A 13,252-nucleotide genomic window follows, 5' to 3' on the forward strand; every position below is an offset into this window, starting at 1 on the left:
ACCTATTTGACGATCACGTCTTCAAGGGTGGACGACGCCTCCTCGATCACGAAATCGGCCGCTTGCTGCGCCGACAGCCGCCCCGATTCTATGCCCTGGATTCCGGCATAGATGATGCCGTTGAGATCGCCGAACTGAGCGTTGTTCGGCAGGAACTTGGTGATCTTGAGCAGTTCGGTTGCCCTGGCGAGTGGCCAGGCCTTGGCATAGCGGGGGTCTTCCAGTTGCTCGGGCTTGATACCGAGATGGGTCGTCGTGACCGCGTGATCGGTGTTGAGGTCGGCCGCCGAAGCGTGGCCAAGAAGACGAACTGTAAGCTCCGGCTCCTTCGTATCGGCAGCGATCACATAGACGATTGGATGGGTCAGGCTGACCGGCGACCCGCCCTTCTTGGGCGCCGGCCCTGCGATCCAGCCCCAGTCCGCGAAGAAGGCCTTCTCGTCCTGCGGCAGACCGTAGGTCGGGAACGCGACACTGCCGAGATCCCATATGCCGTACATCCAGAATGCGGCATTGCCGCTGTAAAATTCCTTGCGAAGCGCATCGAATTCCATCGCGGTGTTGTTGGCCGGAATGACCCCGTTCTTTACTCCGCGTTCAAACCAACCGAAGGCGGCAGCGAGCTTGTCCCGCTCGAGCAGCAGCTTGCCGGATTGCGGGTCGACGAACTCGTTGCCGTAGGCGTTGAAGACCATGATGTAGTCCGGCCCCTTGTTCGGCCGGTGAAGCACGCCGTATTGTGCTTTGGTCTTGTCGACGACCTTTTTGGCGATGTCGAGCACCTCGTCCATGGTCAGGTCACCCGACAAGGTACGCTCCGGCATGGAGTCGACGAAGGCAGCATCGTAGCCGGCCTCGCGCAGGAGCTTCTTGTTGTAGAAGAACATTCTCGCCTCGGCGTCCTGCGGTATGGCGTAGGTGCCGTCGGGACACTTCGCAGATGACCATAGCGACGGAAAGATTGTGCCGAAGTGCTGAGGATACTTAGCGATATAGTCGTCCAGCTTAAGGGCGAAGCCGTCCTCCTGGAAGGCGCAGATCCATTCGTGCGCGGCGATGAACATATCGGGGCCTTCGCCGACGCCGAATACCTTGAGAAGTTGCAGTGCGTCGTCGTCGAAGCCCTTGGCGGGGCTCTCGCGCACGACGACCTCGACGCGCTTGGTGGAACCCTCGGCTTCGAGTTCCTTGTTCAGCCGCTCGGCAGCCTTGACCACATTGCCGGGACGCAGCGGCCCCGACGGATCCTGACGTGACCAGAGCTCGAGCTTCACAGTTTCTTGAGCGAACAACGGCGTTGCCGCAAGGAAGACCACACTGCCGCCTGCCAATGCCGCGCTCAGAAGCGCAGCAGTTCCGAATTTCCAATGAATCATCCTGATTTCCTCCCAGCAGCGACACGTTTTCATCGTGCCGTCATTAATTGTTGCAATGCTGTGCAACACGATTATGAATGCGCTTCGGGGAATGTCCAGCGGAGTCGTTCCGGTGTCGGATACGAGAGACAGCAGTCAGGGCCGATTCGTGAGCGCCCAGGCGGTAGCCAAGCGTGCGGGCGTCTCCCGCTCGGCGGTTTCGCGGGCCTTCACCCCGGGTGCAAGCATCGCACCGGCAACGCTTGCGCGGGTGCAGGAGGCCGCCGCTGCGCTGGGATATCAGGTCAACGACCTCGCCCGCGGGCTTCTCGCCAATCGAAGCCAGCTGGTCGGACTGGTGACCTCCGACGCCGATTCTCCATTCCGGGCCCAGATGATCGCAGCCCTCTCGCGGGCTTTGATCGAGCGCGCCAATGTGCCGGTGATCATCAGCATCGGGCCCACAGCGGAAGACGTGGCTAATGCCAGCCGGCAGTTGCTGCGCTATCGGGCGGAGGCGACAGTCTTCCTCTCGGGCTCGCCGCCCGCCAGTCTTGTCGAGCTCACGCGGCGCAACGGACAGCCGCTGATCCTGGTGAATCGGGGGGAGACCGGCCTCGACAGCGTCCATTGCGACGACAGCGATGGCGCGCAGCAGGCTTTCGAGGCCCTGTGCATGGCAGGAGCCTCCCGTTTCGCCGTGATCAACCGGGCGAACCCGAGCCCGTGTCTCGCCGTCCGCGAGCGTGCCTTCGCCGAATTTGCCGCGGCTTCCGGGTTCGAAGCGAAGATCGTCCGGGCAGGACTTGCCGACTATGATGGCGGGCGAGAGGCGGCGCGTCAGCTGCTGGGGAGCGGCCCGGCGCCTGACGCGGTCTTTTGCGTGACCGACCTCATGGCGTTCGGCGTGCTCGATCACTTTCGTGACGTTGGCTTGCGGGTGCCCGCCGATGTTTCCGTCATTGGTTTCGATGATGTGCCCATTGCCGCTTGGTCCTCCTACCGTCTGACCACGCTACGGCAGGATCCAAGGCGGATTGCCCGGGACGTCGTATCAATTCTCGACCGACGCCTCGCCGATCCCGACTTGCCGCCGATTTCCGTCGACGTTCCGGTCGAGCTTGTTGTTCGCGAAACAGTCAGAGCGCGTCGGTAGAGCGGGGCGCTCTTACGGTGGAGGATCATATCGAATGGCCTTCAGCTTCCTTGCCCGCGAAGCGGGACGCGTTCATATCTGTGGCCACCGCGGCTATAGCCTCCGTTACCCTGAGAACACGTTTCCGGCATTCGAAGCGGCAAAAGCTGCAGGGGCCACCACTGTCGAGATCGACGCCGTGCTGACCGCCGACGGTGAGCCGATCATTTTGCATGACCTGACTGTCGACAGGACGACAAACGGACACGGCTTTGCGGCAGACCTCAGCCTCGAGCAGATCCGTGGGTTGGACGCGGGGGCCCGGTTTCATCCCGCCTTCGCCGGAACGGTCGTACCGACCGTCGCGGAGGCCCTCGATTGGGCGAAGGCCGAGGGCTTGGGTATCGTGCTCGAGATCAAGGAGGCGGAGCGACCGGACATGGCCGTTGATCAGGTGGCGGCCCTGCTGCGATCCACGGGCACTCTCGACCGGGCCATTGTTATCAGCTTCGACCACGTCTTGCTGAAGCGTGCGGTCGAGCGCCATCCGCGCCTCAGGACCGAAGCCATCACCCACGCTCGCCACGCCGATCTTGTTGGCGTGTTGAAGGCGTGCAGTGCGAGCTCGGTCTCGATCGAGCTCGACATGTTCCATCCCGACGATGCGAAGACGCTGCATGAAGCAGGCTTCAGCAACCGCGTACACGTGCCTCGCCCGGACGTGTTCGCCGAGTATTGGCGTGGCGGACGCGATCGTTTGCCGGAGCTTGTCCAATGGATCGCCGACGGACTCATCGATACAATCTCTGGTGACGACGTGCTATTCATCGACATGCTGGTCAAGCACGCCGGTCGCGGCGGCTGAGGTGCGTCACTCTTAGCCATTCACGGCGACTTGCCCATTGGTTATGTATACAATCCAGTTGCGGTCGAGTTCTTTTCGGCGAGAATAGGGGCGGCCTTTCCACGGTGGGTGCGTGGCTCTCGCCGCGGCGCGCCGGGATTGGTCGGCACGCTGAAATATGCTGCAATCGGCAGCTCGAATGAGGGACCGCCGAAGCTCGATGAAGGCCGTCTTCGTTCTCTTTGATTCGCTCAACCGTCACGTGCTCGCTCCATACGGGGGCGAGCGGGTGCCGACGCCCAATTTCTCGCGGCTGGCCGAGCACACCGCGACATTCGAGCGCCACTATGTAGGGAGCCTCCCCTGCATGCCCGCGCGCCGCGACCTGCAGACCGGAAGACTCAGCTTTCTTCACAGGAGCTGGGGGCCGCTTGAGCCGTTCGACAATTCCTTTCCCGAGATGCTGTGTCGGGCGGGCTCGTACAGCCATCTCGTCACCGACCACTTCCACTATTTTGAGGACGGCGGCGCCACCTATCACACCCGCTATGACAGCTACGAATTCATCCGCGGGCAGGAGGGCGACCCTTGGAAGGCCATGGTGCAGCCACCTTGGGAGCGCCTGCACCAGATGTATCATGAGCGGCAATTCAGCCAGTCGGCACGCGACAAGTTTCGCCGCAACATCGTGAACCGCGAGTTCATCAAGCAAGAGAGCGATTTCCCGTCGGTGCGCTGCTTCGCCGCCGGATTGGAATTCCTCGAGCGGAACGGCACCGCGGACAACTGGCTCCTGCAGATCGAGACGTTCGACCCGCATGAACCCTTCACCGCGCCCGAACGGTTTCGTGAGGAATTCAGAACGGGCTGGAACGGTCCGGTTCGCGACTGGCCACGCTACGGCCGCGTCGATGAGCTGCCGGAAGAGTGCGAGGAACTGCGCGCCAACTACTACGCTGTCGTCGCGCTTTGCGATTTCCTCATAGGGCAGCTTCTCGATTATTTCGATGGGCACGACCTTTGGAGCGATACCGCGCTCGTCGTCACCACCGATCACGGCTTTCTTCTCGGCGAGCACGATTTCTGGGCGAAGAACCGGATGAACATGTATGAGGAGATCGTGCACATCCCGCTCTTCCTGCATGATCCGCGCCGGCCGGCACGCGCAGGCGTCCGCCGGTCGGCTCTGACCCAGACCATCGATCTCGCGCCGACATTCCTCGATCTATTTAACGTGCGGACTGCTGCCGAGATGCAGGGGCATTCGCTGCTGCCGCTGCTTGACGCCGATCGCTCGCCGCGGGAGGGCGCACTGTTCGGCTATTTCGGCGGTGCGATCAACGTCACGGACGGACGCTATACCTATCATCGTTTCCCGCCCGACCCTCGCTCCCAGGAGCTTTATCAATACACATTGATGCCGACGCATATCTGGGAGCCGTTCACGCCGGAGGAACTCGCCGGAGCCTCGCTTGCACAGCCGATGCCCTTCACGAAGGGAACGCCGGTCCTGAGGATACCAGTGATCGACCGGTCGCCGATGTTCGACAACTATGGTCCCGGTGCGCTCCTTGAGAGTGAGACCCGGCTCTATAATCTCGCCGATGATCCGGGGCAGAATACGCCTCTCGCTTCCCCGGGGATCGAGGAGGCAATGACCCGCCTCATGCAGGAACTCATGCGCGCGAATGACGCTCCGCCCGAAGCTTACGCACGTATTGGGATCGAGGCCGAATAATGCAGCAGACCGGAGTATCTATTGTCTGAGTGGCGTTCCCATTATGGGTTTCGAAACTCGCTTAGTGTATCAGCGGGAACATGGCTATGGCGCTGCGGCGCCGCGCAGGTGAGGGCAGGGGCCTTCGAAGCTAGAGCGAGAGTATGTGAGGCTTCAGGACGTCCATGGCTTCCGTAAGGCCGTTCGATACCAGGCACCATTTTCTCTACCTGAAATCGTGACCGAGAGCCGGCGGGTCATCGACTATATTCTTTCGCCGGTGACGGAAGTCCTGGAAAATGCGGGCCATGAGAGGTAGGGCGGTGCCGGAGAGACAACTGCAAGCAGATACAAAACTGCTCCCGTGCTACACCGCCAGGAGCGAAAGATTCTGATTGACTGCTCAATTATGGGATGCAATGTGGTTGCCACAATATCGCCATATTGTTGCACGTCTCGAATCGGGCCGTGAGTTTCGAATGGACACCCAAGAAGCTGTACTCGCAAGCCAGCAGTCCGATCACTCCGAAGATGCGAGCGGAAATGCAAAGTCCACCGGCCTCAGGTTAGGACTTTTCGAGGAGCGGGATGTCGAGGGTGTCAGCCGGACTGTGCGCCGGCACCACGCCGCGACAGTCTTTCGAAATCAGGTGTTTCTCCGAACCTGGCTGCAATCGATCACCTCATGCGGGCAGCGGGGGGCAAAGAAGTGTGAACGGCTGCTTGGGGAGCCACGAGATTGGTGAATATGTGGAAAGGTCAGGACCAATCTGAAACCAGTGGCGCCCCCGGCCCCGCCAACACCTCCACGCCCAGAGGTATCGGGCAATAACCCGCTTTCACCGGGCGGGGTTGGCTCAGGTTCCGGCGGTTGGTCGCGAGGCGAAGACCGCAATGACCGCGCCAGCAACAGCTACGGCGCCGGGAACTATGGCGGTGAATCGACCAGCACGTCCTCGTCACGGGGCGGAGGCAGTGCCGGAGCCTCGGGTAGCGGACGGTCATCATCCGCCAGTGGCGGATTCAGGAACGGCGGGCGTTCGTCGTCGGGTGGATATGCTCGAACGCCGTCGCAGGGGCCAACACCGTCCTCGCGGCCAGGCAACAGCAGCACGCCGAAACGGGACAATCAGAATACGGGCGCTTACGGTGGTGGCTGGGGCAGTGCGAAGGGCGGCGTGTCCGTCAGTACGCGTGATGGAACAATGCGTTCCAGCAACTGGCGCAACCCTGTTCTCCTAGATCTTTCCGGCAACGGCCTCGACATCAATCCGCTCTCGTCGTCGTCGAAGTTCCTCGAGACCAACGGCGACGGTTACCAGCGCCGCACGGCTTGGGCCGGCGACGGCAACGGCGTTCTGGTCATCGACCTCGTCGGCGACGGCAAGATCACCGACGAGAAGGAGTTCGCCTTCGCTCAATGGGATCCGGGCGCCCGCGGCGATCTCGCGGCGCTGAAAAGCGTCTTCGACACCAACCAGAACGGCAAGCTGGATGCGGGTGACGCGCGCTGGAACGAATTCAAGGTGATGATTGGCGACGAGCTACTGTCGCTCGACGCGCTCGGTATCGCATCCATCGACTTGACGCCGGCGGGATCTGGTCGCGTGTTTGGTGATGGCTCGGCGATTACGGGCACGACCACATTTACCCGGACGGACGGGACGCACGGCGCGGTCGGCGATGCGGTGCTTGCGGCCGATGGCACGGGCTATATCATCAAGCGCAACACGGTCACCAATGCCGACGGTTCGACGACGACGGAGATTTCCGGCTTCAACAAAGCAGGTGGCCTCGCTTTCCGAGAACTGGTCACGATAAGCTCCGACAAGTCGACCACGACGACGCGATATGACGACGACGGCAATGGGACCTTTGACCGAAGCCAGACGTCGATACTGACCATCGGGGCGGACGGTGCGCGCACCAGGGTTGTTTCTGATTCCGCGGGCGACGGATCGCTTGCCGGTCGCACGACGACGATCACGGCCGCCGACAAGAAGACGGTGACGACGCTCTCTGATGCCGACGGCGACGGGCTCGCTGACGAGCGCCAGGTGTTCGTCACGAACGACGACGGTTCCACATCCACGACCGTCGAAGAGCTGAGCGCGAGCGGCGCAGTGCTGAAGCGAGTCGTGATCAATGCCGCCGCTGATGGCTTGATGAAAACGATGAACACCGACTCCACCGGCGCTGGCACGTTCGATCTGGTACGTACGGAGGTGACTGTTGTCGCCCCGGACGGTGGCCGCACCAAGACCATTACGACGGCAGGTGCCGACCGGACGGTGCTGTCCAGGACCGTCGAGACCATCTCAGCGAATGGACGAGCGCAGTCGATCGACATTGATCACACCGGCAACGGCAGGTTCGATGAACGCCGCGCCGTTACCACGGAGGTGGCTGCGGACGGGGCTGTCACGACGACCGCATATGTTCGCAACGAAGACGGCTCGCTGAGAACCAAGACGGTGACGACCAGCAGCGCCAACGGCCTTGAACAGACGGTTGCCACCGATCTGACCGGCGATGAGGTCACGGATCGTGTTTCGAGAAAGGTGACCAACGTTGCCGGCGATGGAACCTGGACGGAAACGGTCGAGGAGCACAGCGGCAATGGTACTTTGCTCTCACGGCGTGTGACGACCAAGAGCGCCGACGGATCGTACACAACCATCTCCGACGATAAGGATGGTGATGGTTCAGCGGATGAAGCCGCAAGTGTCGTCGTAGCGGCCGATGGTTCGACGACCACGACAATCGCGGTGTTGACGCGCAATGGAACCGTCATCACAACAGCGTCGAGTGCGGTTTCCTCGGATGGACTGACGCAGACGATCCGCCGTGACGTCGATGGTGACGGAACGGTCGACGAAACGATCGTCGATTCTACCGTCACCAGCGCTGATGGCGGGCGAGCTTGACCCGATCGAGGTGACCACTGACGGACCGGCAGGAGTGCTCGTTCTCTGCCTCTGTGCAACAAGTTCTAAAGTCGCGGCAATATCAATTACTTAGTTGCTGGCAGCTCCAGCGCTAAGGACGTCGTTATCGAGTCTGCAGGTCGCCTCGGCACGCACCCGCGACCTCTCACCGGAAGAAATCCGCCGCACCCTCATCGATGCCGCCGATGTGATCAGGACGTTGAAGATGGTGCTTGATGGGAAGGACTAAAGGGCGTTTACCCTGCCGATGCTTTTTCGAAGAGGCGTACCGGAATCGCGGAATCAGACCTTCCTCTCTGACCAATCCGCAGATAGCGTCTCTGCGTAGCTGCATCTCTCGGCTACGTCCCGCATTCCACTGAAGGCAACTGGATATGCGGACTTGCCCCGCCGTCGTGCGGGGCTTTTTATTGGCTGATCTGCACTAATCGGCCCCGTCGGCACCGACGTCTATGTACCGGCCAATCGAGCGCAGGTAGGAGACGATCTCCAATTTAAGGAAATCCCGATCGCCGTATTTGTCGCCGATGCGGTCCAGCTTGTCGGCTGCCGCGTCCATTTCGTCGATTTCGCCGAGCACATATCTGTCGTGTCCGATGGCGCAGATATCGCAGCCGGTCTTTACAACGTCGTCGACGAACGTTGGGATATCACTTGCCTTCATCAGTTTTTGCTTGATGCGTTCTGCCATGGAGTCTGCTCCTGTTCACCGCCGTTTCGGCCGGTTGTCAGAGTAAGCAACGGCGCTTCAGCCGGTAAACTCGCAAAAGTGCGAGTCCGATCCACCCACGCCGCCCCTCGCCGCCTGTCTCCTTGCGACGGCGGGCGTGATCGGGAGCTGGTCGGCATCTACCTCGAACCTGCGCTCCATACGTTGGCCGATGAGATGGGGAAGGTGAAAGGTCGACCCAATGCGGTCACCTGCGATGAGTCGATAAGCGTCTCAGTTGAGCCGAATGCGGACAAATGGGTTGCGATGCGTCCCATTTAACTGCGCTGCCGAAGACAAAGCACCGTGATGCACAGCCGCTGGATAAGGACGGCTGAACGTCAGCCTTCTTCGATTCCGACGATCGCCAAGGAACTGCGTGACGCTCGCGGAGCCGCAGGCCCAGCAGACCTTAGGCGGCGCGGCTATTCCAACTCGGGAAAGGGTCGGGCAGCTTGCGCCAGAGGTCGGGACGGAAGGCCGGACTTGCGATGAGGCAGGCGTCGAGCTCGGCGCGGATTTGCGCTTCGTCCATCGGATCAGCGCCGATAAAGACGATCTCCTGCCGCCGGTCGCCCCAGACCGGATCGAGATACGGCTTCAGCATCTGCAGGAAGCCGGGGTCCTGGGGCCATTGCTCCCTTGGCACCGATGACCACCACAGGCCCATCTTTCCCGTCCTCACCAGCGCGCCCGCCTGGCTGATTTCACCGACGTAATGTGGCCGCGTTGCCAGCCAGAAGAACCCTTTGGCGCGCACGACGCCGGGCCATGGCTTGTCGATGAAGGCCTGGAACCGCACGGGCTCGAGGGGCTTCCTCGTCCGATAGACGAAGGAGCGAATGCCGTATTCTTCCGTTTCGGGGATGTGGTCATTGAAGCCATGCAGTTCCTTGAACCAGAGCGGATGCGTCTCGGCTTTAGCGAAGTTGAACCGGCCGGTACCCAGAACCTCCTTCATGTCGACCTTGCCGAAATCGGCTTCGATGAGCTTGGCATCAGGATTCAGGCCAACGATGATCTTGCGCGCCGCATCGCGTTCTTCCGGAGTGGCTGTGCTGATCTTGTTGAGGATCACGACGTCGGCGAACTCGATCTGCTCGACCAGAAGATCGACGATGGTGCGGTTGTCTCCGTCGCCGGCCGTCTCGCCGCGGTCGGACAGGAACTCGGCGGAACTGTAGTCTTTCAACAGGTTTGCGGCGTCGACAACGGTCACCATCGTGTCGAGCCTTGCCACGTCCGACAAGCTTTGGCCGCTTTCATCACGGAAGTCGAAGGTCGCTGCGACAGGTAGCGGTTCGGCGATGCCGGTCGATTCAATCAACAGGTAATCGAACCGGCCCTGTTCGGCTAGCGCGCGCACTTCCTTCAGCAGATCGTCGCGCAGCGTGCAACAGATGCACCCATTGGTCATCTCGACCAGTTGCTCCTGCGTGCGCGAGAGATTGGCGCCACCCTCGCGCACGAGCGCGGCGTCGATATTCACCTCACTCATGTCGTTGACGATGAGCGCAACGCGCATGCCCTCTCGATTGGCAAGGATATGATTGAGGAGAGTTGTTTTCCCGGCGCCGAGAAATCCGGACAAGACGGTGACAGGGAGTTTCTTCATCGGTTGCAGATCCTTTAGGAAGTAACACAACAAATCGGGCGGAGGAGCGTTGACCCCTGTTGCGGGTTAACGGCATTCGGCACAGAGGCCATGGACTTCAATGGTCGTGGTCCTGATCTTGAAGCCGCTGCCCCTCGCGTGGCGCGTCAGCGCATCCTCGATCCTGGTTTCGTGGAATTCGTTGACCTTGCCGCAGGCCTCGCAGATCTCGAAAGCCGTGATCTGCGGATGGATTTGTCCGCGGCGGGAGTGACAGCAGACGACAAAGGCGTTCATGCTCTCCAGACGATGGACTCGGCCTGTGTCCAATAATTTGTCGAGCGCACGATAGACCTGGAGCGGCGCCTTCAGTCCGTGTTCGCGCAGCCGATCGAGGATACTGTAGGCGCTAAGCGGTTGCTCGGACGATTGCAACACCGCGAGCACGAGGCTCTGGTTCTTGGTCAGCTTCAGGTCTTCAGCATGGATCGCCTGCGGCATCTTCATCTCCGGAACAGGTTGGGAATGGTCCGGAACTGCAGTTCCAGTTCCGGACCACGCGTCATCGCTTCAGTGCGATGCGCCCGAACCACCGACAGCCACGATCGAGAACGGCTGGCCTTCGACTGCGATCGTGCGCGTCTCCTTCAGAGTCTCGGCATCGATGACGCGAACAAGCGAGTGCCGCGGGTCGGTGATTGCGATCTGACCATCGGCTACGGCCAGACGTGGACGGGGGTCGCGCCAATGGCCATCCTTGCTATAGGGCTCGGTGACCTTGCCCTTGCGAACGAGCTCGCCCTTGATCACGTCCAGCACGTGGAGATTGCCGTCTTCCGTGAGGATGTAGGCATTGCGCGGCGTCGCAGGATCAAGCAGGAAATCCACTCTCCGCGTCGGAAGCTCGATCAATCGAAAGGGGTGCGCATTGTCGGGGTCGATGAGCGCGATCTTGTCCTCGCCATAATTGCCGAGGAAGAATTGCATCGCCTTGCCGCCCAACAGCGTCCCCGTGTAAGCCTTCGGGAAATCAGCGGGATAGGGAAGCATTTCCAGCTTCGGCCCGTCGATACCGCCAGGGCGAGCAACGAGCACACCCTCCTTGCAGCCAAAGGCGACGAGGCGCGCTGAGGTCGCCTCACCATGAAGGTCGGTGCATTTGGCCATGTCGCCGATCTGCTGGCCCTTTTCATCAACCACACGCAGACCGACGCGCGGCGGCAATTCATCCGGCCTCGTCTCGATCTCAGTGTTCGGTACTGATACCAGCACGTAGCGTCCTGAGGTGACTGCAACACCGTGATGGGGTTTGGTTGCATCGACCGTGCGGACCTCGGCCTTGCCCTCCAGCAGCGCCTCTTCGTCGATAATGTCGGCTTTGCCGTCACGATCGTAAAACAGGATCGCGTGGTCGTCGTGAGGCACGACGTGGACCGGGCGCTTTCCCTCGAAGCTTACCGGGAGAAGCGCAACATCCGACACACCGAGGTCGCGATGCTCACCATGATCGGAGAACTCGATGCCGGTCTTGATGACATGCACGACATCATGATCCGACTGCGTCGCAAACACTGTCTGTCCGGACGCGCTCGCCGTTAATGCCGCATAGCCTTTCAAATCGTACCGGCCGAGTTCCTTGCCGTCAGAAAAGTCGATGGCCCGAACGACCGGCTGGGTATGATCGGCGACGAAGATCCGCCAAGCCGCTTGCGTTTCGTGGTCTTCGGCGAGCGCGCCCTGGGCCGCAAACACGAGGGTCGCCGCCACTGCCGTCCGCAGGCGGTTTCGGGTGAGAGACACTCTCATCGGGTTCCTTCCTTTGTCTTGAAGCTGTTCTGATTTGGAGGTTTGCACGCGGTTACTCGGCGGCTTCTCGGGTCGCGCGGCAAGTGGAGAAGCCGTCGCTGATGATGTCCTTCGGAAGGTTGCGCCCTATGAAGACGAGGCGCGTCACACGCTCTTCGCCGAACTTCCAGGGACGTTGGTGATCGCCCTCCATAAGCATGTGGACGCCCTGGACCACATACCGGTCGTCATCGCCGGCAAACGAGACGATCCCCTTCATCCTGAGCACGTCCATGCCGAAGGCTCGGGTCGTGGCCTGGAGCCAATTGAAGAACTTGTCCGGGTCCATTGGCTCCCGCTCGACGAGCGAGAAGCTTGTCACGTGGCTGTCGTGCTCATGGTCGTGGCCCTCGTCGAGAAAGTCGGGCTCCACTTCGAGAACGCGATCAAGATCGAACGCCTTGCGATCGAGCAGGCTTGCAATATCGAGATTGCAGCGTTCCGAGCGCAGAATGCTGGCGGTCGGATTGATGCGCCGGATCCGCTCTTCGACGGAGGTTATCGCCTGCTCCGTTACGAGATCGATCTTGTTGAGGATGATGGTGTCGGCGAATGCCAGTTGTTCCTGCGCCTCAGGCGCCCGGTCGATCTCGCCGAGGAGATGCCTGGCATCGACAACGGTGATGATCGAATCGAGGCGTGTCTTTGACCGAACGTCTTCATCGACGAAGAAGGTCTGCGCCACGGGCGCGGGGTCGGCAAGGCCGGTCGTTTCAATGAGTATGCCGTCAAACCGCTCTCGCCGGCGCATCAGCGCTTCGATGATGCGGATAAGGTCGCCGCGCACCGTGCAGCAGATGCAGCCGTTGTTCATTTCGAAGACTTCTTCGTCCGCATCGACGATCAGATCGTTGTCGATGCCCACCTCGCCGAATTCATTGACGATGACCGCAAATCTCTTGCCGTGCGGTTCGGTGAGGATGCGGTTCAGAAGCGTGGTCTTGCCCGCACCAAGGTAGCCCGTAAGCACGGTGACAGGGGTGGGTTCGGTCTGCTTTGACATGGTTGACCTCACTGGTTGATGGATCGACGCAGTTCACCGCATTCGCGTCGGGAACCGTTCTTGGATGTGGGATTGATACGTTATTACGTTACTTTTCATTTT

General features: G+C 60.8%; 10 protein-coding genes. 4 read left to right on the forward strand and 6 right to left on the reverse strand.

The genetic code is table 11. The annotated features are described in order from the left end of the window. Positions 1 to 2: 2 nt before the first annotated feature. Positions 3 to 1,376: an ABC transporter substrate-binding protein gene (locus M728_RS19945; RefSeq protein ID WP_026620383.1), complete on the reverse strand. Its 1,374-nt coding sequence runs from the start codon at positions 1,374 to 1,376 to the stop codon at positions 3 to 5. A gap of 112 nt (positions 1,377 to 1,488) precedes the next feature. On the opposite strand from M728_RS19945, the gene M728_RS19950 reads away from it, so the two are divergent. The 4 genes from M728_RS19950 to M728_RS19965 all read left to right on the forward strand — a co-directional run bounded on the left by M728_RS19950 (position 1,489) and on the right by M728_RS19965 (position 7,978). Further along, positions 1,489 to 2,511: a LacI family DNA-binding transcriptional regulator gene (locus M728_RS19950; RefSeq protein ID WP_051440883.1), complete on the forward strand. Its 1,023-nt coding sequence runs from the start codon at positions 1,489 to 1,491 to the stop codon at positions 2,509 to 2,511. A 34-nt stretch (positions 2,512 to 2,545) separates the two neighbouring features. Then, complete coding sequence (locus M728_RS19955; RefSeq protein WP_026620381.1) at positions 2,546 to 3,355, forward strand: glycerophosphodiester phosphodiesterase family protein; 810 nt, start codon at positions 2,546 to 2,548, stop codon at positions 3,353 to 3,355. A 199-nt stretch (positions 3,356 to 3,554) separates the two neighbouring features. Then, positions 3,555 to 5,072, forward strand: a complete 1,518-nt coding sequence (locus tag M728_RS19960; protein ID WP_026620380.1) for a sulfatase-like hydrolase/transferase — start codon at positions 3,555 to 3,557, stop codon at positions 5,070 to 5,072. 1,184 nt (positions 5,073 to 6,256) lie between these two features. Next, on the forward strand, positions 6,257 to 7,978 hold the full coding sequence (locus M728_RS19965; protein ID WP_026620379.1) for a hypothetical protein: 1,722 nt from the start codon (positions 6,257 to 6,259) through the stop codon (positions 7,976 to 7,978). A 445-nt stretch (positions 7,979 to 8,423) separates the two neighbouring features. On the opposite strand, the gene M728_RS19970 is transcribed toward M728_RS19965, so the two are convergent. From M728_RS19970 to M728_RS19990, 5 genes are all read right to left on the reverse strand, one after another. Then, positions 8,424 to 8,690, reverse strand: a complete 267-nt coding sequence (locus M728_RS19970; protein ID WP_026620378.1) for a hypothetical protein — start codon at positions 8,688 to 8,690, stop codon at positions 8,424 to 8,426. 430 nt (positions 8,691 to 9,120) lie between these two features. Continuing rightward, on the reverse strand, positions 9,121 to 10,323 hold the full coding sequence (zigA, locus tag M728_RS19975) for a zinc metallochaperone GTPase ZigA (RefSeq protein WP_026620377.1): 1,203 nt from the start codon (positions 10,321 to 10,323) through the stop codon (positions 9,121 to 9,123). A gap of 66 nt (positions 10,324 to 10,389) precedes the next feature. After that, the gene (locus M728_RS19980; protein ID WP_034883496.1) at positions 10,390 to 10,803 is read right to left on the reverse strand and encodes a Fur family transcriptional regulator; all 414 of its coding nucleotides are present in this window, start codon (positions 10,801 to 10,803) and stop codon (positions 10,390 to 10,392) included. Positions 10,804 to 10,872: 69 nt separating this feature from the next. Further along, positions 10,873 to 12,108: a zinc metallochaperone AztD gene (aztD, locus tag M728_RS19985; RefSeq protein WP_026620375.1), complete on the reverse strand. Its 1,236-nt coding sequence runs from the start codon at positions 12,106 to 12,108 to the stop codon at positions 10,873 to 10,875. 52 nt (positions 12,109 to 12,160) lie between these two features. Continuing rightward, positions 12,161 to 13,150 (reverse strand): GTP-binding protein, encoded by a 990-nt coding sequence (locus M728_RS19990; RefSeq protein ID WP_026620374.1) that lies wholly within the window; start codon positions 13,148 to 13,150, stop codon positions 12,161 to 12,163. Positions 13,151 to 13,252 lie beyond the last annotated feature (102 nt).

This window comes from Ensifer sp. WSM1721, assembly GCF_000513895.2.
Taxonomy (GTDB): Bacteria; Pseudomonadota; Alphaproteobacteria; order Rhizobiales; family Rhizobiaceae; genus Sinorhizobium.